Origin of the sequence: Nocardia vinacea NBRC 16497 (genome assembly GCF_000308835.1) — a bacterium.
Classification (GTDB): Bacteria; Actinomycetota; Actinomycetes; order Mycobacteriales; family Mycobacteriaceae; genus Nocardia; species Nocardia vinacea.
The window spans coordinates 37,979-58,270 of record NZ_BAGN01000182.1 but is presented as its reverse complement, the minus strand read 5'-3'; the positions used below and the strand labels follow the sequence as shown (position 1 = coordinate 58,270).

The 20,292-nt window shown below is 66.2% G+C and carries 24 protein-coding genes; 13 read left to right on the top strand and 11 right to left on the bottom strand.

Annotated elements, in window-relative coordinates:
- The first annotated feature begins 143 nt into the window (after positions 1 to 143).
- A complete protein-coding gene (locus ON44_RS24915; protein ID WP_040694308.1) occupies positions 144 to 1,043 on the top strand; it encodes a phosphotransferase family protein in 900 nt (299 codons plus the stop codon).
- Between the two features lie 54 nt (positions 1,044 to 1,097).
- On the opposite strand, the gene ON44_RS24910 is transcribed toward ON44_RS24915, so the two are convergent.
- Complete coding sequence (locus ON44_RS24910) at positions 1,098 to 1,847, bottom strand: SDR family oxidoreductase (protein WP_040694615.1); 750 nt, start codon at positions 1,845 to 1,847, stop codon at positions 1,098 to 1,100.
- 102 nt (positions 1,848 to 1,949) lie between these two features.
- On the opposite strand from ON44_RS24910, the gene ON44_RS24905 reads away from it, so the two are divergent.
- Entirely contained in the window at positions 1,950 to 2,813 is an 864-nt protein-coding gene (locus ON44_RS24905; protein ID WP_040694305.1) for a helix-turn-helix transcriptional regulator, read from the top strand.
- Between the two features lie 67 nt (positions 2,814 to 2,880).
- On the opposite strand, the gene ON44_RS24900 is transcribed toward ON44_RS24905, so the two are convergent.
- Both ON44_RS24900 and ON44_RS24895 read right to left on the bottom strand, forming a co-directional pair.
- Complete coding sequence (locus ON44_RS24900; RefSeq protein ID WP_051182410.1) at positions 2,881 to 5,925, bottom strand: ATP-binding protein; 3,045 nt, start codon at positions 5,923 to 5,925, stop codon at positions 2,881 to 2,883.
- A 50-nt stretch (positions 5,926 to 5,975) separates the two neighbouring features.
- Positions 5,976 to 6,173: a hypothetical protein gene (locus ON44_RS24895; RefSeq protein ID WP_083898150.1), complete on the bottom strand. Its 198-nt coding sequence runs from the start codon at positions 6,171 to 6,173 to the stop codon at positions 5,976 to 5,978.
- Positions 6,174 to 6,284: 111 nt separating this feature from the next.
- On the opposite strand from ON44_RS24895, the gene ON44_RS24890 reads away from it, so the two are divergent.
- The 3 genes from ON44_RS24890 to ON44_RS24880 all read left to right on the top strand — a co-directional run bounded on the left by ON44_RS24890 (position 6,285) and on the right by ON44_RS24880 (position 8,999).
- On the top strand, positions 6,285 to 6,680 hold the full coding sequence (locus ON44_RS24890; protein WP_040694299.1) for an ankyrin repeat domain-containing protein: 396 nt from the start codon (positions 6,285 to 6,287) through the stop codon (positions 6,678 to 6,680).
- A 65-nt stretch (positions 6,681 to 6,745) separates the two neighbouring features.
- Positions 6,746 to 8,050, top strand: a complete 1,305-nt coding sequence (locus ON44_RS24885) for a glycosyltransferase 87 family protein (protein ID WP_083898121.1) — start codon at positions 6,746 to 6,748, stop codon at positions 8,048 to 8,050.
- 40 nt (positions 8,051 to 8,090) lie between these two features.
- A complete protein-coding gene (locus ON44_RS24880; protein ID WP_040694296.1) occupies positions 8,091 to 8,999 on the top strand; it encodes an EamA family transporter in 909 nt (302 codons plus the stop codon).
- On the opposite strand, the gene ON44_RS54080 is transcribed toward ON44_RS24880, so the two are convergent.
- Positions 9,000 to 9,917, bottom strand: a complete 918-nt coding sequence (locus tag ON44_RS54080; protein ID WP_051182409.1) for a QcrA and Rieske domain-containing protein — start codon at positions 9,915 to 9,917, stop codon at positions 9,000 to 9,002.
- Between the two features lie 248 nt (positions 9,918 to 10,165).
- On the opposite strand from ON44_RS54080, the gene ON44_RS24870 reads away from it, so the two are divergent.
- The 3 genes from ON44_RS24870 to ON44_RS24855 all read left to right on the top strand — a co-directional run bounded on the left by ON44_RS24870 (position 10,166) and on the right by ON44_RS24855 (position 12,346).
- Positions 10,166 to 11,074, top strand: coding sequence for an NADP-dependent oxidoreductase (locus tag ON44_RS24870; protein WP_040694293.1), 909 nt, complete (start codon positions 10,166 to 10,168; stop codon positions 11,072 to 11,074).
- Between the two features lie 97 nt (positions 11,075 to 11,171).
- Complete coding sequence (locus tag ON44_RS47040) at positions 11,172 to 11,885, top strand: helix-turn-helix domain-containing protein (RefSeq protein WP_083898120.1); 714 nt, start codon at positions 11,172 to 11,174, stop codon at positions 11,883 to 11,885.
- 95 nt (positions 11,886 to 11,980) lie between these two features.
- Positions 11,981 to 12,346, top strand: a complete 366-nt coding sequence (locus tag ON44_RS24855) for an META domain-containing protein (protein WP_040694285.1) — start codon at positions 11,981 to 11,983, stop codon at positions 12,344 to 12,346.
- Positions 12,347 to 12,349: 3 nt separating this feature from the next.
- On the opposite strand, the gene ON44_RS24850 is transcribed toward ON44_RS24855, so the two are convergent.
- The gene (locus ON44_RS24850) at positions 12,350 to 12,949 is read right to left on the bottom strand and encodes a TetR/AcrR family transcriptional regulator (RefSeq protein ID WP_040694282.1); all 600 of its coding nucleotides are present in this window, start codon (positions 12,947 to 12,949) and stop codon (positions 12,350 to 12,352) included.
- 27 nt (positions 12,950 to 12,976) lie between these two features.
- Positions 12,977 to 13,420 carry a MarR family winged helix-turn-helix transcriptional regulator gene (locus ON44_RS24845; RefSeq protein WP_040694280.1) on the bottom strand — a complete coding sequence of 148 codons (444 nt, stop codon included), beginning with the start codon at positions 13,418 to 13,420 and terminating at the stop codon, positions 12,977 to 12,979.
- An 81-nt stretch (positions 13,421 to 13,501) separates the two neighbouring features.
- Here ON44_RS24845 and ON44_RS24840 point away from each other — a divergent pair, with 81 nt between their 5' ends.
- Positions 13,502 to 14,662, top strand: coding sequence for an MFS transporter (locus ON44_RS24840; RefSeq protein ID WP_040694277.1), 1,161 nt, complete (start codon positions 13,502 to 13,504; stop codon positions 14,660 to 14,662).
- A 113-nt stretch (positions 14,663 to 14,775) separates the two neighbouring features.
- A complete protein-coding gene (locus ON44_RS24835) occupies positions 14,776 to 15,066 on the top strand; it encodes a hypothetical protein (protein ID WP_174415132.1) in 291 nt (96 codons plus the stop codon).
- Here the strand turns inward: ON44_RS24835 and ON44_RS24830 are convergent.
- Genes ON44_RS24830 through ON44_RS24820 form a run of 3 tightly spaced genes read right to left on the bottom strand, consistent with a single transcriptional unit; the run spans position 15,063 to position 17,396 of the window.
- Entirely contained in the window at positions 15,063 to 15,605 is a 543-nt protein-coding gene (locus ON44_RS24830) for a thioredoxin family protein (RefSeq protein ID WP_040694271.1), read from the bottom strand. The genes ON44_RS24835 and ON44_RS24830 overlap by 4 nt on opposite strands.
- Before the next feature lie 40 nt (positions 15,606 to 15,645).
- Positions 15,646 to 16,587, bottom strand: coding sequence for a threonine/serine dehydratase (locus ON44_RS24825; protein ID WP_040694269.1), 942 nt, complete (start codon positions 16,585 to 16,587; stop codon positions 15,646 to 15,648).
- A 38-nt stretch (positions 16,588 to 16,625) separates the two neighbouring features.
- Entirely contained in the window at positions 16,626 to 17,396 is a 771-nt protein-coding gene (locus ON44_RS24820; protein WP_040694267.1) for a dienelactone hydrolase family protein, read from the bottom strand.
- Between the two features lie 134 nt (positions 17,397 to 17,530).
- Here ON44_RS24820 and ON44_RS24815 point away from each other — a divergent pair, with 134 nt between their 5' ends.
- From ON44_RS24815 to ON44_RS24805, 3 genes are all read left to right on the top strand, one after another.
- Entirely contained in the window at positions 17,531 to 18,013 is a 483-nt protein-coding gene (locus ON44_RS24815) for a hypothetical protein (protein WP_040694266.1), read from the top strand.
- Between the two features lie 281 nt (positions 18,014 to 18,294).
- Positions 18,295 to 18,612: an alpha/beta fold hydrolase gene (locus ON44_RS24810; protein WP_157187295.1), complete on the top strand. Its 318-nt coding sequence runs from the start codon at positions 18,295 to 18,297 to the stop codon at positions 18,610 to 18,612.
- 10 nt (positions 18,613 to 18,622) lie between these two features.
- Positions 18,623 to 19,333, top strand: coding sequence for a helix-turn-helix transcriptional regulator (locus ON44_RS24805; protein ID WP_306306513.1), 711 nt, complete (start codon positions 18,623 to 18,625; stop codon positions 19,331 to 19,333).
- Here the strand turns inward: ON44_RS24805 and ON44_RS24800 are convergent.
- Both ON44_RS24800 and ON44_RS24795 read right to left on the bottom strand, forming a co-directional pair.
- Positions 19,320 to 19,730, bottom strand: a complete 411-nt coding sequence (locus ON44_RS24800) for a VOC family protein (RefSeq protein WP_040694258.1) — start codon at positions 19,728 to 19,730, stop codon at positions 19,320 to 19,322. The genes ON44_RS24805 and ON44_RS24800 overlap by 14 nt on opposite strands.
- 48 nt (positions 19,731 to 19,778) lie before the next feature.
- Positions 19,779 to 20,192 carry an arsenate reductase ArsC gene (locus ON44_RS24795; RefSeq protein ID WP_040694256.1) on the bottom strand — a complete coding sequence of 138 codons (414 nt, stop codon included), beginning with the start codon at positions 20,190 to 20,192 and terminating at the stop codon, positions 19,779 to 19,781.
- Positions 20,193 to 20,292 lie beyond the last annotated feature (100 nt).

Genomic DNA, 20,292 nt, shown 5'->3' with positions numbered 1-20,292 from the left:
ATGCGAAGACTCTGGCCCCGTACACCCAGGCGTGGACCTCGAGCAGACTCGAGCCGATCCAAACGACCAGGTTGCCGGGCATGGCAAGTCAGATTGGTTGTGAATCAATGCAATTCGTCAGATCGAACCGTTACCATGGGCAAATGACCGCGATGCGCCTTGGTAACGAGACGTGGTCGATGCTGCGGGTCGCCTGCGCGGACGCGGGCGTCAATGCCATAGGGGCCCAACTACTTCGAGTGACCGACGAGATCGACTACCGGCTGCCCGGAGGTGTGATAGCGCGGATCGGCGCACCGGGACAGGAGGGCGCCGCCAAGCGTGCGGTCGATGTCGCTCGATGGCTGGAGTCCGCCGGAATTCCGGCGGCACAGGTGGTTTCCGATCTTCCGCAGCCGGTGGTGGTGGACGGTCGCGCGGTGACCTTCTGGCACGAGTTGCCGCAGCACCGCGCCGGCACACCCGCGGAGGTGGCTGCGGCGCTGACGCGGCTGCACGGGCTGGCGCCGCCGACCGATATGGAAATCGGACAGGTGGCCCCCTTCGTCGGACTCGATGAACGCATCGACGCGGCGCACACCATGAGCGCGGACGACAGATCCTGGCTGCGTAGGCATTTGGCGGAACTTCGAGGGCGCTGGGCCGCGCTGCCGAACGGACGGCCGTGGTCTGTCATCCACGGCGCCGCGTGGAGCGGCAATGTGGTGGTCGCGGAGGACGACAGCGTGATCCTGCTCGATACCGGACTGGTATCGATCGGCCCGCCGGAATGGGATCTGGTGCATGCGGCGATCGAATGCGCGTCGTTCGGCTGGATCACCGATGCACAGTATGGCGAGTACTGCCAGGCCTACGGCTGTGACGTGATGCGCTGGGACGGCTTCTACCTGCTGCGCGATATCCGGGAGTTCCGGATGGCCACCATGGCCGCACAGGCGGCCGCCGCGAATTCGGAGTACCAGGAGCAGGCGGATCTTCGCCTGGCATGTGTGCGCGGCGATATCGGCCCACGGGTGTGGGACGGATGGACGGCGCTGTCATAAACGCGCTTCTGACGGAGCGGGCGGACGTCCGGAGGGACGTCCGCCGCGTCGGTTTCAGCCCTGCTGGGTCGGTACGACGATGAGCTCGGCCACATTGACCCGCGACGGTGCGGCGACGGCGTAGGCGATCGCATCGGCGATATCGTCGGAACGCAGGATTTCGAGTTCGCTGCGCCACTGGGTGAGCCCGGCCCGCTGATCTTCATCGCGCATCCCCGCACCGAGTTCGGTTTCGACGAATCCGGGTTCGATGTTCTTCACCCGGACCCCGCGCGGGCCGAGTTCCGCGCGCAGATTGCGGGTGAGATGGGCAACCGCGGCCTTCGTCGCGGTGTAGACGCCGTAGTTGGGAAAGACGGTATGCCCGCCGATCGAGCCGACATGCACCAGATCCGCGCGGCGGCCATCGCGTGCCGCGGCGAGCAGGTCATCGATGAAAGCTCTTCCGGTGTAGAGCAATCCGTTGATATTGGTACCCACCATCTGATCCCATTCGTCGGTGTCCGCGGCTTCGAACGGCGCGGCGAGCATGACGCCCGCATTCGCGACCACCAGGTCGACCCGGCCGAATGCCGCGCGCACGGTCGCGGCGGCATCGCGCATTGATTGCCGATCGGCCACATCGGCGACCACCGCGAGGGTCGATCCGCCGATCTCGGCCGCCAGTTCTTCGATCCGATCCTTGCGACGGCCGAGCAGGGCGACGCGGGCGCCGTTGTGTGCGAGCTGTCGGGCGGTGGCCGCGCCGATGCCACTTGATGCGCCGGTGACTACCGCGGTGCGGCCTTCGAGGTTGTTTGTCATGAGCACCACGTTCGTATCCGAGATCGTCACCCGCCAGGCTGCGGACTTCCTGGTAGTAGCGGGGCCACCCAGGCCAGGCCCGGTTGTCCTACCCTCGGGTACATGGACTCCGAGAACCGATTGGGCGTGTTCCTCCGCGCCCGCCGCGAACTGGTGCGTCCGGAGGAGTTCGGTATTCCGGGTGGTGGCCAGCGGCGGGTGGCCGGACTGCGCCGCGAGGAAGTGGCCATGCTCGCGGGCATGAGCGCGGACTACTACGTGCGGCTGGAGCAGGGACGGGATAAGCATCCGTCCGAGCAGGTCGTCGAGGCGTTGGCCCGGGTATTCGCGTTGGACGAGGAAGGGGTCGCGCACCTGCGCGAGTTGGCGCGGCCGACGGCCCGGCGCAAGCGGGCAACGCGACGGCCCGAGCGGGTCGCCCCCGGGCTGTTGCGCCTGATGGATTCCTGGCCGAATACGCCCGCATTGGTACTCGGTCGGCATATGGATGTGCTCGCGGCGAATCCACTGGCCACCGCGGTCAACTCCTGTTCGGCCGAGGGCGTCAATATGGTGCGGGCGATCTTTCTGGACCCGCAGGCGCGTGCGTGTTATGCCGACTGGCCGAGCATTGCCGCGGATACCGTCGCCAGCCTGCGTGCCACCGCGGGCACCGACCTCGACGATCCGCGCCTGACCGAACTGGTCGGCGAATTGACGCTGAAGAGCGAGGATTTCCGGCGGCTGTGGGCCCGTCATGACGTGCGCGCGAAAACCGCGGGCGTCAAACATTTTCGCAACCCGCTGGTCGGCGACCTCACGCTGTCCTACGAAACGTTCGCCGTCAACGGAGCTCCTGGCCAGATCCTCATCGCCTATCACGCCGAGCAGGATTCGGCCGATGAGCGCGCACTCGCGTTGCTCGGCATGATCGTCGCGGGTGCGGTCCCCGAATCCGCTTCCATACCAGTGGATTCCGATAACTGACTCAGTTTCACCCTGGGGCTCGACGAGCAGTAGCTGCGCGCCCTTCGCATGACAAGAGAATCGGCGTTCATGTCGCCTGTGACCGCAGGAATTCGATTGCGGCGGTGGGTCGCAGGCCCGCTGTGCTCTCGTAGGCAGTGGTGAAGGCTTCAGCACCGAGTGCTTCGCGGGCTCGGTCTGCCGGTGCGATGAGATTGTCGTACCCACGCCGATCCTCGGTGCCGAGCATGGCGGCCGCCGCACCGAGTAAGTGGGCCGCGGCGGTTGCGTTGCCGTCGCGCATTGCCAACGCGGCATACAAGTGCGCGAACATCGCCAAGTCGTATGGTTGTGCCCCGCTCGCAGTGGTCATCGATCCGTTTCGACCGATGATCAGCCCCCTGGTCGCCGTATCGAGGACTCGCCGAGCCCGCACCGGATCGTCGTCGAGAATTGCGATGAGCGCTCGAAAACCGGCACTCCGAGCCCGAATTCGAGTACCGAAGGCAGTGTTCGCGAGACCGGTTTCGGCCCGCTCGAGTTCACGCAGTGCCGCTTTCCGATCCCCGCGACGCAGCAGATACTCCGCACGCGCAAGCCGCACATATGTCGCGGTGCCCGGCTCTCCGGCCGCCTCGACGTGTTGTCCGGCCCGGGCCAGCGCAACTTCGGCACGGTCGAGTTCGCCGAGTCGAGCCAGTGCAATGGCCGATTCGGCACAGACGGCCGCGGCATCACCCGCATTGCCGAGCTCTTCGAAGGCCGTAGTGGCACGGGTGAGCGAAGTGATCGCCTCGGGCAGATCACCACGGCGCATCTGGTCGTCCGCGATCGACTGAAGCGTCGTCGACAGACCGAAACGTTCGCCCGCCGACTCGAATTCCTTTTTCGCGCTGACCAATTGGTCGATGCTCGTACCATCGAGTAAGAGCGCAATACCCCGCTCCCATCCGACGAGCCCTTGCCATGAAGCCGAAAGGCCCCGCCCCTCGAGGAATGCGGGCGCTACCAGCAACACCGTACGAGCCGGTCCACTGGGTAAACCCGAGCTCCTTGCGATTTCGAGACCGGAGGCCACCGCCCGCATCCCGTCATCGATCGCCCCGCCCTCATATCTCGACAACCCATCGAGCACACCGCGCAATGCCCGCAGCTCGTCCGGCACCTCGCCCCGAAGCTCCGACACCGCCCGCATCCAGTGCAGCCGTTCGCTGTGGATCCCGCGCAACGTCCAGTACCAGAACATCGCGGCGATCAGCCGAATGCCCAAATCGACAGCATCGGTGTCGACCGCGAATCGCAATGCGGCGGCGATATTGTCGCGCTCGACATCGAGTCGAGCGAGCGCGTCGAGCTGCGCGGCGGACCGCAGTTCGGCCTCCGCCGATTCGGCGAGCCGCAGCATGTACTGCGCCTGCCTGCCCCGAACCACCGCCTCCCGGCCGGACTCCGCCAGCCGTTCCAACGCATACGACCGGATCGTCTCGAGCATCCGATACCGCTCGCCGCCGCGTTCGACCAACGACTTGTCCACCAACCCGGTGAGCAACTCGAGATCGTCGACGGCATCGAGGGTCGCACCGGCCGGAAAGACCGCCAGCCACATGACAAGTTCACGTTCGGGCTCCGACAGCGGTGCCCAACTCCATTCGATGACCGCGCGCAGTGTCCGATGTCTGGCCTGCGCCGTCCGGCTGCCGCGACCGAGCAGCGTGAACCGATCATCGAGCTTCGCCGCGATCTGGCCGACCGATAGTGCCCGCAGCCGCGCCGCCGCCAATTCGATGGCCAGCGGCAAACCGTCCAGCCGTCGGCAGATCTCGACCACGGCGAGGGCGGTACCGGCGTCGAGCGCGAAATCCGGACGGACCGCTCGCGCTCGTTCCACGAAAAGCCGCACCGCCGAATAGCTTTCGGCCACGGCCGCATCATCGGGCCACGACAGCGGGTGTATCTGGTGAATGTGTTCGCCATCGACCGCGAGTGATTCCCGGCTGGTCGCCAGCACCCGTAGCTCCGGACACGCACCGAGCAGCCGGTCGACGAGCTCGGCGACCGCATCGACGAGATGTTCGCAATTGTCCAAAATCAGTAGGACATGTTGCTGCGCAAGGAATTCCGCCAACCGGTCGACGGGATCACCCGCCGACGGCTCCAGCACCCCGACCTCTCGCACACCGATCGTGGTGAGCACCGCAGACGCAACCTGTTCCGGATCGCGCACCGCGGCGAGTTCGACCAGCCAGACGCCACCGGAAACCCGCTCGCCCACCTCGACGGCGAGTCGAGTCTTACCTGCACCACCCGGTCCGACAATGGTGATCAGCCGGGCTGCCGCGAGTCGCGCTGTCAGATCGGCCACATCATCTTCGCGCCCAACGAAACTCGTGACCTGCGCGCGCAGGTTGGTGCGTCGGCGCGGCGCCGCGGATTCCTGCCGCAGAATCGACAGGTGCAGTTCGCTCAGTTCGGAGGACGGATCGATGCCGAGTTCGTCGCCGAGCCGATCCCGGGTGCGTTCGAAGGCGGCCAATGCGTCGACCTGCCGACCCGCCGCATACAGCGCACGAATCAACAGAGCCTGGATGCGCTCGGTCAGCGGATGCGCCTCGGCCAGCGCGCGCACTTCGTCGAGGACATCATTGCCCACGGCGACCTCCAGCCCGAGCCGGTGTTCGGCCGCGCCGAGCCGCAACTCGTCCAACCGCACCGCCGCATCGGCCGCGAACCGCAGCTCCAGCAGTTCGGTCAGCGCCGGACCCCGCCACAGGGACTCGGCCTCGCGCAGCGCGGCCAGATCATCCGATTCCCGCCCGGCCGCGGCCAGACGCTCGAACCGGACGACATCCACATCGACCGGATCGATGACCAGCCGATAACCGGGCGCGAGTCCCTCGACCCGCGCCGTGCCCACCGCGCGCCGGACTCGAGACACCAAGGCCTGCAACGCATTCGTGCCGTTATCCGGCGGGCGTCCGTCCCAGATCGCATCGGCGAGCGCATCGGCGGGCACGACTCGGCCGGGTTCCATAGCGAGCCGGGCCAGCAATGCGCGCACCTTGACCCCGGCGATCCGGAGTGGTCGGTCCTCGTCATCGCGGACCTCGAAAGGGCCGAGCAGCAGTACACGCACGGCAGTAAGCCTGCCGTATCGAGTAGTGGAGTCGAGGTTCTGGTGATCGGCTAACGACTGTGCGGGAGGATGCCGAGTGTCACGGCAAGTCCGGCCGCGATGCATCCGGCGGCCGCCGCGCTGGTCGGGAAGGAACGGGTGATGGTGGCGATGCCGGCCACGAAAATCAGGCAGGTTGCCGAGGCCAGCAACACGGTTCCGCGATCGACACCGGCGGGGCGGTGAAATCGCTTGTGCGTCACTGTCATGTTCACGGGTTACCCGATCGCCGAGTTATGAAACTGTTATCGACCGCGACAGGCCGAATCATTCCGTGACAACTGCCGTCTCCGGCGCATCGCGAGTGGTAGTACTGGCAGATGGGCAATGACGAGACGGACCCGGACCTGATCGAACTCGCCACCAAGATCTTCGATCTGGCTCGGCACGGCGATGCCGAGCGGCTCACGGCGTACCTCGATGCCGGAGTCCCGGTCAACCTCACCAACGACAACGGCGACACGCTGCTCATGCTGGCCGCCTACCACGGTCATCAGGACGCCGTGCAGGTGCTGCTCGCGCGCGATGCCGACCCGAATCGAGCCAATGACAAGGGGCAGACCCCGTTGGCCGGTGCGGTCTTCAAGGGCGAGACCGAGATCCTGCGCGCCCTGCTCGCCGCGGGTGCGGATCCGGACGCCGGGACGCCGTCCGCGCGGGCCGCGGCCGCCATGTTCGGCAAGAACGATCTGCTGGGCTTGTTCGGGGCGTCCTGAGCGTTGTGCCATGAGCAACAACGCGGATTCGGCTGCGTTCGTGCGGGTCGGTATAGTCGCCGCGGATGAGTAGTGTCACCACCCCAGATAGGTCGAAGCCCGTGAACCGACGATTCGGGCGCGCGGTGTGGCTGGTGCCGGTACTGCTCGTCGCCTTCGCCACCTGGTGCCTGATGGCGCCGCTGTGGCCCTTCCACCGGATCACCGGTGGGTTCATCGACCTGCAGGTGTACCGGCTCGGTATCGAGGCGCTGCGCGACGGCGCGGATATGTACGGCCAGCTGCCGCAGACCACCATCGGCATCGGCCTGCCGTTCATCTACCCGCCGTTCGCCGCACTGGTGCTGAGCCCGTTCGCGCTGCTGCCATGGGATGCCGCGGCCTTCACCTTCTTCATCTCCTCGACGCTCGCGCTGGCCGTCACGCTGTATCTGGTCGCGCGGCGGCGCTGGCCCGAGCGTGGCGCGTTGCGACTCGCACTGCTTGCCGCCTCCTGCGCGACACCGTTGGCCATGCTGCTGGAGCCGGTCCGCTCCACACTGGACTTCGGACAGGTGAACCTGCTGCTGATGGTGCTGGTCGCCGCGGATGCGCTCACCGCGAAGCCGAAATGGCGGCGCGGCATGCTGGTCGGCGTTGCCGCCGCGATCAAGCTGACACCGGCCGCATTCGTGCTCTACTTCCTGGTGCGCCGGGATTACCGCGCCGCCGTCACAGCCGCGATTACCGGTGCGGTGGCGACCGCGCTCAGCTTCGCGATCCTGCCCAAGGAATCGGTCAACTACTGGTTCGGCGGACTCGGCAATGTCTCCGGACTCAGCGGCTCCTCCTTCCATACCAACCAGTCGATCCAGGCCGTGCTCGCCCGATTCGGCGTGGAGAAGCCGCTGTTCACCGTGCTGTGGCTGGTGCTGAGTGCGGCGCTGCTCGCGCTGGTGGTCCCGGCCATGCGGCAGGCCGCCGAGGTGCCCGCACTCGCGCTGTCGATCAACGCTGTCTTCACGCTGCTGGTATCACCGATCTCCTGGTCGCATCACTGGGTGATGATCGCCCCTGCGCTGTTCGCGATGGTTTGTTACGCGACCACGCTGCCGCGCGGTCGGGCGATCGGCTGGTATGTGGCGATCGTCCTCACCACCGCGGCATTCGTCTACGGGCCGCAGAACTGGCTGCCGGGCGATAATCGCCGCGAATTGGCTTGGACGCCTTGGCAACACCTGTGGGGGAACACCTACGTGTGGTTGAGCGTGTTGCTGGTCGTTGCGTATCTCGTCGCCAGCAAGCGGGCGAAGTCGCAAGCGGGCGAACGCGATTCCGCGCCGAAGGATATCGATCTCGTCGATCTGGCAGGTCCTCGCCCGGCGGCCTGACCGTTTCTGGGATGCTGGGTTTTTGGACGGAGGGCACCGCGTGGTCGCGATCGATATCGAACGGAATCCGAAGTCGGCGTGGCCGCTGACGCCCCTGCGCGCGGTGCACGCGCGCGGGCTCGGCGGGGTGCCGCCGACGGCATTGGTGCTGATCGGGATCGTCAGCGTGCAGGTCGGCGCGGCACTGGCCAAGCAGCTGTTCACCGCCACCGGGGCCGCGGGTGCGGTTACGCTGCGACTGTTCTTCGCCGGGGTGGTGCTGCTGGTGGTCTGGCGGTCCGCGCTGCGGATCGAGCGGCGGGCGCTACCGGTGGTACTCGGCTACGGCACCGTGCTCGCCGCCATGAATCTGTGCTTCTACCAGGCCATCGACCGGATTCCGCTCGGTATGGCGGTCACCCTCGAATTCCTGGGACCGCTCACCGTCGCGCTGGCCGGCTCGCGGCGCTGGACCGATCCGGTGTGGGCCGTGCTCGCCGGTGGCGGCGTACTGCTGCTGACCAAGGCGGGCGGCGATGTCGGCTGGTCGGGTGTGCTGTTCGCGCTGGCCGCGGGAGCACTGTGGGCGAGCTACATTCTGCTGAGTGCCGCACTCGGTGACCGGACCAGCGGCGGCGGGGGATTGGCCATTGCGATGGCCTTCGGCGGTGTGCTCATGGTCCCGGTCGGCATTGCCGACGCGGGCGCCACACTGTTCCAGCCCTCGGTCCTCGCTGCCGGTTTCGCGGTCGCGATGCTGTCGTCGGTACTGCCGTATTCCGTCGAACTCGAAGCGCTGCGGCGCATTCCACCGCGTGTCTTCGGCGTGCTGATGAGCCTGGAACCCGCGGCTGCCGCACTCGCCGGACTGATCGTCCTCGGCCAGATCATGCACGCGGCGCAATGGGCGGGCGTCATCTGCGTGGTGGCGGCCTCCATCGGAGCCACCCGAACATCGCGGCGGAAATAGTCAGCAGTCCGCACTACCCGGCGCGAAGATCGGGATCTCGCACCACCACGGCTTGATCACCGGCGGTATCGCCGGTGCGCCCGCGACGATCCAGTCGCCCTGTACCGATACCTCGCGGCGCGACAGCGGTTCGTTTGCCGGACCGGTCGCCACGGATCCGTCGAGATTGAATTTGCTGCCGTGACATGGACAGTTGATGGTGCCGCCCGCGATTTCGTTGAGGGCACAGCCCTGATGTGTACAGATCACCGAGAAGCCCTGGTAATTACCGGGATTCGGTTGGGTCACCACGGTATCGCCGAGGATGAGCCCGGAGCCGACTGGTACGTCGGAGGCGCGGGTGAGGGCGTTCTCCGGTGCGCCTTCCTCGACCGGCGGTGCCGGTGCGGGTTGCTCCTGGACCTCTTGCCGGGCGGCGGGTAGCGGCGCGAAGGCGCCCGCGACGATCCAGTCGCCCTCTACCGAGATGGTGCGCGCGGCGAGCGGCTGGGTGGCCGGACCGGTGGCGACGGATCCGTCGAGATTGAATCTGCTGCCGTGACAAGGGCAATTGATGGTGCCGCCGCTGATTGTGGCGACGGCACAGCCCGCATGCGTGCAGATCACCGAAAAAGCTTGGTAATTACCCGGACTCGGCTGGGTGATGACAGTATCGCCGAGTAATACCCCGGACCCGATCGGCACATCGGAGGTGCGGGTGAGTGCGGTGCCCGGGGTGGGTTCCGGCCCGGCAGGCACCTCGGTCGGGGGCGGCGAAGGTTCGGCGGCAACGGAACTCGATGTCGTCGTCGGTATCGCGGTGGAACTGGAGGTGGCCTGCGTCGACGAGTTCTCGCTCGTAGAACAGGCTGCGACAACGGCCGCGGCCCCCGCTCCGATGACGATTGTTCGACGGTTGACGTGTTCGACGCTCATCATGACCTCGGCGTTGTCGGCTCGTTGTTGTAGGAGTTACGAGATAGCCGTCGATTAGGTTCGAGGTCGTTTCGGATTCTTGCCGAAGTTGGCGCTGCCTACCGCCCGGGTGAGACTGGGACCGGGCGGGGCAGCCACCGGTCATTGAACGGAACGGTTCTGAGACCAAGGGCAGGTGTTCGATGAGACTCTCCTGAGAAAACCTGGCGGCGCTACCCGTAAGCGCGCGGTCCCACCCGTAGGCTGGGACGATGCGGGCGATTGCGTTCTACGAATTCGGCGGTCCGGACGTACTGCAGATCGTCGACATCCCGATCCCGGAACCGGGCCCGGGGCAGGTCCGAGTCGCGGTGCGGACCACGGCGGTGAATCCAGCGGATTGGAAGATCCGTTCCGGCGCGTTGTCTTTCGGCGAGCCGGTGTTTCCGCAGTATCCCGGTGGTGAAATCGCGGGGGTGGTCGATGCGGTCGGTCCGGATGTCACGGATGTGGCGGTCGGCGACGAGGTACTGGGCTGGGCGGTCGCGGCGTATGCCGAATACACCCTCAGCAATGCCGTCGTGAAGAAACCCGAGGAATTGTCCTGGCCGGACGCCGCATCGCTCCCGGTCGCGGTTTCGACGGCGGCGAAGTCATTGGCGGCACTGAAAATACAACCGGGGGAAACGTTGCTGATCAACGGTGCGTCCGGTGCGGTCGGGTCGATGGCGGTGCAGCTGGCCGCGGCCGAGGGCGTCACCGTGATCGGCACTGCATCCGCGGCCAATCAGGACATTGTGCGCGAACTCGGCGCCACCCCGACCACCTACGGCGCCGGGCTGGCCGAGCGTGTGCGCGAACTCGCGCCGAACGGCATCGACGCGGTCTTCGACGCGGCCGGACATGGTGTGCTGCCCGCCGCCATCGAATTGCGCGGCGGCACCGACCGGATCGTGACGATCGCCGATCCGGCTGCCCGCGAACTCGGTGTCACCTTCCTCGCGGGCAGCAGTCCCGAGCGGCCTACCGAACTGCTCGAGCAGGTCGCCGAACGTGTCGCCAGCGGTGCGTTCCGGCTGCCGGGGGAGGCGCGGACCTTCCTGCTCGAGCGGGCGGCAGCCGCGCAGGAGGAGAGCGAAAAGGGGCGTGGCCCAGGCAAGGTCGTCCTCAATGTGAGCTGACCCCGGTCCGGAACGCCTTGTTGCGAACGACAACCGGCGTACCATCTTTTCTTGCCGCGTGCAGATAGGAGCCGCGGCAAGGAGGAGGGCGGGCGCGATGGCCGGTAGCCCATCGGCTGACGGAGCGAGCCGCGGTGTGCTCGATGCCGGTTTCCAGATACTGGAGGCCATTTCGGTGGCACCGGAGGGCTGCGGACTCTCGCAACTGGCCCGCACTACCGGATTGGCGAAGGCCACCGCATATCGGTTGGCCGAACAGTTGGTGGCGCTCGGTGCCGTGCAGCGGGTGGAGCAGCGGTATTTCGTCGGCGAGCGGATGGCCGAGCTCGGGCGGCATTGGCAGGCCGCGCCTATCCTGCGCCGGGCCGCGCAACGGCCCGCCCGGGTATTGTCCGCATTGACGAATTCGACTGTCGCGGTGTGCATTCTCGACGGGGGCGAGGTTCGGATGGTCTCCGGGATCAAGGGTGCCGAGTTCTTCGTCAACACCACCGTCGATCCGGAGTTGGTCTATCGCACCGCGCTGGCGCAGGTGCTCTTCGCGGGACGGGCCGACAATACCGTCCCGCCGCCGACCTATTCTGCCGCCGAATGGCAGCGTGTCTGCTCCGGAATCGTCGATGCCGGAATGGTTTCCGTAGATCATCACAAGCTGATCGCCGGGATCTGTTGTGCCGCAGCGGCAATCCGTCAGCCGAGCATGTGCGATGCGGCCGCGATCGGCTGTATCTCACTGTCCCAACAGTTTCCGCCGAATCTGCCGGGGCTGGTCGCGCATGCCGCGCGCGAAATCGAGAAGAATCTTCGCTGATCGGTTCGTTCAGTGGACCGGGCCGTTCTGCACGCTCGGCGCGGGAATCAGGATAGATGGGCTGTCGAACGATGCGAGTAAGGGCCGATCCACCGATGCAAGATTCCGATCTCTGGGGCCACCGCTACGTCTCCTCATCCGTCACCGAGAATGGCCGACCACGATTCCTGGTCCGCGGCACCCGGATCACCCTGTGGTTCGTCGACGAGACCCGCCGCCTGTCCGCGCACGCGGGCGCCAATACCGTGATGTTCGAGGTGGATGCCGACAGCGGCGTCCTGAAAACCCGGTCCCCGTTCTCCACCGTGCTGTCCTATCCGCCGGAATTCGCAGACCAGGACTCCTGGCTACTCGACTTCCTGCTCCTCGCGCCCACATGGACCACCACCGGCGACGGCACCCTCATCCTCAGCGATGACCGGATCAGGATCGAGCTGCAGCAGGCCGCCGACTGCCCCTGATCCCTAGGTCGCCGGGATGAGGAAGCTTTCGACAACTCGACGGACCTTGGGCACCGCATCGGCTTCGCCGAGGCGTAGCGCGGTATTGGCGGCGCAGAGGACCGCGTCGATCTGGAAGGCGGCGAGATCGATATCCAGATCGGCGATTTCGCCCGCATCGACGGCATACCGGAGTTCGCCCGCGATAATCGCCATCCAGTCCCGCTGATCGCGTACCAAGGCATCACGGACCGGACCGGGACGGCTGTCGAACTCCGACATATTCGCGACCCGATAGCAGCCGCCCGTGAACAGCGGTGTCTGCGCGTAGACGATCCAGAATTCGATCAGGGCGCGAAGCCGTTGCACCCCATGCGGTTGCGCGCGGGCGGGCCGGATGACGGCATCGATGAACATATCGCGGGCGAAATCGAGCGCCGCGAGTTGCAGCGTCTCCTTCGTCTTGAACAGGGTCTGCACACCCGCCTTGCTGAGCCCGGTATCGGTCGCCAACTTGCCGAAGCTCAAACCCTCCAGACCGTCGAGGGATGCGGTGTCGACCGCTTGGCGCAGCACGAGCTGGCGACTCCGTGCACCGCGCAGCAGGCGTTTGTCCTCCGTCATCACTAAAGAGTACGTCCGACCGTATGGTTAAACAACCGGCGGCACCATTGCCTGCAGTAGATCGCGCAGGGTCTGCTGCTGGGCGGCGGTGAGCGAGGTCAGTGGTGACTGCGCGCCGAGCAGATCGAGCGCCTCGGCGCGCCGCCGCTCCCCGGCTGCCGTCAGCACGATCTGCTTGGCGCGCCGGTCGGTCGGATGTGGTTGCCGCCGAACCAGATCCTGCTGTTCGAGGCGGTCCAGTACGAAGGTCGCGTTCGACGGCTCGCACGACATTCTGGTGGCCAATTCGCGCGCGGTAATCGGATCCGACAGTTCACGCAGGGCGATCACCTGCGACGGCGTCATATCCAACGCCTCGGCGACGCGGCGAACGTGCACGTCGAGGCGGTGGGTGAACTGATGCACCAGCTTGCAGACATCCCGATCGATCTCGGTATCCACGGCGAGATTCGGTGGCGTCTGCTCCTTCATGTCGTCGAGTCTAGTGTCATGCTTCGAACTGTGATAGTTATAGTTCGAATCATTTGAGTTGTAACTATCTGGGGTGGATATATGCGTCCTGCTGTCTTTGCGCTCATGCTGGTGGTCTTCAGCCTGACCACCGGCGAATTCGTAATCGCCGGAATACTGCCCGAGGTGGCCGATGGTCTCGGGGTGTCGGTGGCCGCGGCGGGTCTGCTGGTGAGCGCCTATGCGCTCGGCATGATCGTCGGTGGGCCGGTGGTGACCGTGGCGACGGCGGGGCTGCCGCGCAAACCGCTCGTGGTCGGTTTGGTCGCGGTGGCGGTCGTCGCGAACCTGGGTTCGGCTCTCGCACCGAACTATTCGACCGTGCTGCTGGCCAGATTCGCCGCAGGAGTCGTGGTGGCAACGTTTTTCGCCGTCGCCATCGCGACGGTCGTATCGACGGCCGAACCCGGCCGCGAGGCATCGGCGGTGGCGCAGGTGGCGCTCGGCATGAATCTGGGCATTGTCGGCGGCACGCCGATCGGCGCGGCCATCGGCCAAACTTTCGGCTGGCGTGCGACATTCGTGTCGGTCGCGGTGTGCGCGGCCGTCGCGCTGCTGCTCGTGCTGCGTTTCCTGCCGACGATGCCCGCGCCGTCGAGCGGATCTGTGCGCGGCGAGCTGCGCGTATTCGCCGATCGCCGTGTGCGATTGGCGATAGGGCTCACCGTGCTCGGCAATGTCGGTGTGGTGACGGTCTTTACGTACTTCACCCCGCTGCTCACCGAGGTGAGCGGCTTCGCGGAGAGTGTGGTTCCCGCGCTGCTGCTGGTGTATGGCGCGGGCGCGGTGCTCGGCAATTATCTCGGTGGACGGCTGGCCGATAAGGCGCTGATGCCATCGCTGGTGGGTCTGCTCGCCGCGCTGGCGAGCGTCCCTGCGCTGCTCTGGGGCGTCGCCGAAATTCAATTGATCACGGTGGCACTGATTTTCGTGTTGGGTGTGCTGGCCTTCGCGATCATTCCCGGTATGCAGATTCGGGTCGTGACCGCGGCGGGCGCGGCACCCACACTGGCGGTCGCGGTCAATGCCTCCGGATTCCAGCTCGCCGCCGCATGCGCGGGCCGCATCGGCGGTTGGGCCATCGATGACGGACCGGGACTGCGTTCGATCTATCCGATAGCCGCTGTCCTCACGGTATCGGGATCGGCGATCGCGTTGTACATGCTGCGGCGTGATCGCAAGCCCGTGTCGGAATCCAGCTGACCGGAATGTCGTTGAATCCGCTTGCTGCACAATCTGTCTCGAGTCGAGCCGCTATTATCTGGCTAGGCGCTTACCAGCGTCGCCGATATCAGAAGAGGGGTACGACTGTGAGCATGATTCTCGCCGCGGCACATGACACGTATGGAGCAGTCCTGGCCCAACTCGGCAACCCGACACCTGAGGCGCCGCCCCTCGCGGACAAGATCCTGCAGATGGTGCGCTATTTCACCTGGTTCATCCTGCTGGCGGGCATTACCGCCATCACCTACGCGGGCGGTCGATTCGCCTGGGAGAAGTGGTCCGGCGGCGGTCTGCAATCGCCGAAGATGGTGGCGGGAGCCATGATCGGCGGTGTAGTCGCGACCAGCGCGGGCACCATCATGAATGCCGTGATCGGCACCTAGGCACGCCATTTGATGGAGCAACCCATGCTCGGCCGATGCGGCTCGGGCACGGGGGCTCCGGTGCGTACCGCCTCGACCGCGGCGCGTAATTCGTTGCCGGTCACCGGTTTACCGTTGCCCGGGGTGGATTCGTCGAATGCGCCGCGGTAGGCGAGTTCGAGGTGTGCGTCGTAGAGGAAGAAGTCCGGCGTGCACGCGGCCCGGAAGGCTCGACCGACCTGTTGTGTTTCGTCGATCAGGTAGGGGAATTTCCAACCGGCACGGTCGGCTTGGGCCCGCAGGTGCTCCGGCGCGTCATCCGGGTAGGCGTCGGCGTCATTGGTGCAGATCGCCACCGTCGGGATGGTCAGCGTGCCGAGCACCTCGCCGAGCTTCGACTCGAGGTGCCGCACATACGGGCAGTGGTTGCAGGCGAAGATGACCAGTAGCCCGGGCCCGTCCGCGTAGTCGGCGCGGGTGTGCAGCTGACCGTCGAGGTCGGGCAGGCTGAACTCCGGAGCCGGCGTTCCGATCGGGACCATCAGGGATTGAACCGACATGATGTGCCTCCATCCGAGTCGATATCGAGCGTAGTGCGCTTTATCGCGCCAGATCCGCCGGATCGGTATTGGCCCCGCACAGGACGACGCAGACCCGCTCACCGGGCTCGGGGCGATACGCGTTGGTGGTCAGCGCCGCGACCGCCGTTGCGGCGGCGTGTTCCACCGCGAGTCGGCGGTCCTGCCACAGCGCCAGACGGGCCGCGATGATGTCGGCGTCGGGGACGAGCACCGAGGTCACGTCATAGTTCTGGGCCGCGTGCAGTGCCAATTCGGTGGCGCGGCGGGCGCCGAGGGAATCGGCGGCGACCGAATCGACCGTCGCGTCGACGATCCGTCCGGCCTGGATCGCATCGTGCAGCGCACGGCAGTGTTCCGGCTCGACCGCGATCGTTCGGACGCCGTAGTGACCCGCGGCCGTGGCGACCCCGGCGAACAGACCGCCGCCGCCGACCGCGGTGACGATGGTGTCCAGTCGGGGAAGCAGGTGGTGGATCTCCACCATCAGGGTGCCCGCTCCGGCCGCGATGTAGGGGTTGTCGTACGCGTGTGAAGGCAAAGCGCCACTGGTGTCGGCGAATTCGCGACAGGCGGCGAGTGCGTCGGCGTATTCGGCGCCGACCAGGCGCACATCCGCGCCGTAACCGCGCAACCGCTCGACCTTGACCAGCGGCGCGGTGGTCGGCAGGAATACCGTCGCCCGTACGTCCTGTTCGCGGGCCGCCCACGCACACGCGAGTCCGGCGTTTCCGCCGGATGCGATGGTCACGCCCGCATCTGGCAGCGTCCCGTCGTCCTGGTGCGCCTGGATGAAGTTTCGGGCACCACGGGCCTTGAACGAGCCGGTGTGCTGCATGAATTCCAGTGCCAGCCATAGCTCGCCGGTCGTCGCTATCGCGTCCCCGGATGCGATGGCGACCGGCCGCACGTGTCCGGCGATCCGATCGGCGGCGGCCTTCACATCGCCGTAGCTCAGTTCCATTCGCGCTCCTGTCCTCACTGATCATCTTGCCCTTCTCGTCAGGCGCTGGGGAACGCCCGGTGCAGGAGGTCGAGCAGATCGGTGAGGTGGCGGTCGTAGGCCGCCTGATCGAAGACCGGGGTGTCGCGCATGGTGAAACCGTGGCGGGTATTCGGGTAGACCACCGATGCATAGCGGACGTCCGCCGCGTCGAGAGCCTTTTCCAAACGGGTGATCTGCTCCGGGGGTATCGAATCATCTTGGCTCGCATGGGCGATCAACAATTCGGCGGTGATGCCCGCGGCGGTGTGATGCGGACTGTCGGGTTGTTCGTCGACCGCCAGCCGGCCGCCGTGGAAACTGGCGGCTGCGGCGATGCGATTGCCGAATGCGCCCGCGGCGCGCAAGGCGAGCCGGCCGCCCATGCAGTATCCGGTTACCGCCACCGGACCCGGTGTCACGAAGTCGGCCGCGTCCAGCCAATCGAGATAGGTTCGGGTGTCCTGCAATGCTTTTTCGGGAGTGAGCGCCGCCCGCGCCGGGCCAAGTGCGACAAAGAATTTCGCATGCCCTTCCGGATCGGCGGAATCGGGCATCGGGAGCACCGGAGCGGGCCCGGTTCGGTAGAAAATATTGGGCGCCAACACGGTGTAGCCGTCGGCCGCGATGGCTTGCATCATTTCGCGCAGCCACGGCCGCAGGCCGTAGGCGTCCATATTGAACAGCACCCCGGGATGGGTGGTGCCGTCATCGGGTCGGGCCAGGTAGGCGTCGGCATTGCCGTCCGCGGTGCGGACATCGAGGGTGCTGAATGCGACGGGCATCGTCATGGCATATGACGCTATCGGAGATTTTCGATATCCACCGAGTCCTCTTATTTGCGAACAAATTGCCGATTTTCGCGCCATGTAGTCTGCGTCCATCTGGAAGTTGTAGTCATGCTCTGTCGAAGAGAGGTTGACCTGTGAAACTGATCTGGATGACGGCGACGGCGGCACTCGCCGTTACCGTGGCGGGATGCACCGATGACAAGTCCACGACGGCCGCGTCGAGTTCGTCCGCACCATCGGAAACGAGTTCGGTGAGTGCGACGCCCGTCGAAAACGAGGAGCCGGACGGTGGCGTGCGGATTCCGTTGGGGGAGACCAAGAAAGTGCCGATTCCCGCCGATGCCGTAATGGATATCAAGGTGCCCGTCGACTGGGGTGCGGCGAGCGGGAGCCTACGCTGCGCGGTAACCGACAGCACCGGCCGCAACGAAGACCTCCGTTCCACCAATACGAAAAAACAGGAAACAATCGGCGGAAAAGAGTGGATGACGCTGTGGACCTTTTCCTCACCCGCCGGCGCCGAGGTCACCGTCGGATGTAAGGATCCGGAGTCGAAAATCGCCGCGGGCGACGATCACCTGATCCGGGTCGTCCCGCGCGGCATCACCCCGCACTGAATCGCTGTGACGCGGGCGCCCAGCCCGCGTCCCGAGCATACGATGTGCCTCCTCGGCGGTGTGGTCCGGTCTGCTCGATGCGACGACGCGGCTGCCGGGAATCCATCGGTGACCGATCACCAATCCCAGTAGGCGCAAGGCGAGTTCGGTATCGCCTGTGACGTGCACGCGGTCGACCACATCCGCCGGATCGAGTTGGCGCGTGCCGAGGCGACCCAGGGTGTGCAGGTCGGTGGTGACGGTGGCATCGGCATTGCCGAGTTCGCCGGGGGTCGGTCACGGTGGCTTATCTGTCCCGGATGCGCACACCGGGCGCGAATGCGGCGACCATCGACTTCAATCGCAATGTGGTGTTGCACGAGGTACCGCATTTCGCACGGCACTACCGCATGATGCGCCTGCGAGTTCCGACCTTGCACCTCAACGGTGCCTGCGATTCGCTCTCCGAGGGCGTGCCGGACAGCTATCGCGATTACGCCGATGATATGCGGCTGGAACGGATCCCGGACTGCGGTCACTTCGTGCCCGAGGAGCGGCCGCAGTGGCTGGCCGACCGGCTGCTGACCTTCCTCGACCGAGGCACGAGACGTCGCGGGTAGCCTCGGATTGGTGGCAGAGGTAGTGCCGGGATACCGGGAGCGGCCGTCGCGGTTCCCGGGTGCCGTGGTGTGGACGAATACCAATGTCACCGGGGCCGCGGCCGTACCGGTGTTGCCGGACGGATGTATGGACCTGCTGTGGAGCAATGGCAGGTTGCTGGTGGCCGGACCGGACACCCGGGCGTATATGGCCGATGGTGCGACGGGCACTCGATGGGTCGGGATTCGATTCGCACCGGGCAGCGCGCCCGCACTGCTCGGGGTGCCCGCGCACGAATTGCGCGATAAACGGGTGGAGTTGGCGGATCTGTGGCCCGGGGCGGCGGCTCGGCGGCTCGCGGAACAGGTCGGGACGGCAGCGGATCAGACCGTCGCATTGGAGGCGATCGCAATGCGGCGGGCCGGCGACACCGAACCGCCCGACCCGGTATTGCGGCGGATCGTCGATGCGCTGGACGCCGGATGGTCGGTCGCGGCGACGGCAGAGGCCGCGGGGCTCGGTGCGCGGGTGTTGCATCGACGCTCGCTCGCGGCCTTCGGCTACGGGCCCAAAACATTGGCGCGGATCCTGCGGCTGCAGCGGGCGCTCGCGGTGGCCCGCAGCGGAGTACCGCTCGCGGACACCGCATTTCGTACCGGATTCGCCGATCAGGCCCACCTCGCGCGCGATGTGCGCGAACTGGCCGGCATGCCGTTGAGCGAATTGCTCACCCGCTCATAGCGACGGCTCGATCCGGCAGCGGGGCGTACAGATCGACGCTATTGCCGTCCGGGTCCAGGATCGTCGCGTAGCGCTGGCCCCAGAAGGCGTCCCAAGGCTTCAGTTCGCCGCGGTATCCGGCATCGATGAGTTCGCTGTAGACCGCGTCGACCTCGGCGGGGTCCGCGCACTGGAAGGCCAGGCCGAGTCGCCCCGCGGAAGTCGGCGGCTGCCAGTCGGAGTGGAACGACTTGATCACGGCCTCGGTATCCAGCGTCAGCCGCATACCGCCGGGCAAGGGTGCCTCCATATGCCCGTCATCCGCCTCCGGGAACTCGAGACCCAGGCGTCGGTAGAAGGCGAGTGAGGCGGCCATATCGCTGACGACAATGCCGATGACATTGAGTTGTGGAGTCATATCCGCAGCGTATGCGGCACTTCGGTAGGCGTCTTGAACAAATCGGACTCAGCAGGCGGTGGCCGGGATCAGTTCCGCGATCAGGTTTTCCACCAGGATGCGGATCCGGTCACGGATCGAGCGCACGATGGCGATGTCCTCACCGGTCGCATCGGGCAGCATCCAGTCGCGGTAGCTGATACCGGGGAAGAACGGGCAGGCATCGCCGCAACCCATGGTGACGACGGCATCGGACATGGCCACCGCGTCCACGGTCAGCAGCTTCGGCGCGTGCGTCGAGATATCGATACCGAGTTCGGCCATGACCGCCACGGCGGCCGGATTGATGACGTCGGCGGGCGTGCTCCCGGCGGAGTGCACATCGATGCGGTCGCCGGCGAGCGCATCGAGGAATCCGGCGGCCATTTGCGAGCGGCCCGCATTGTGGACACAGACGAACAGCACGCTGGGCTTGTGAGCCATGTGCGGGAATACCTTTCAGGCTGGTGAATCGGAGCTGTGCCGTGGTTCTGGGCGCAATGTCGGGATTGTCGGGCGGCTGCACCGGGTCTGCGTCGTAGGG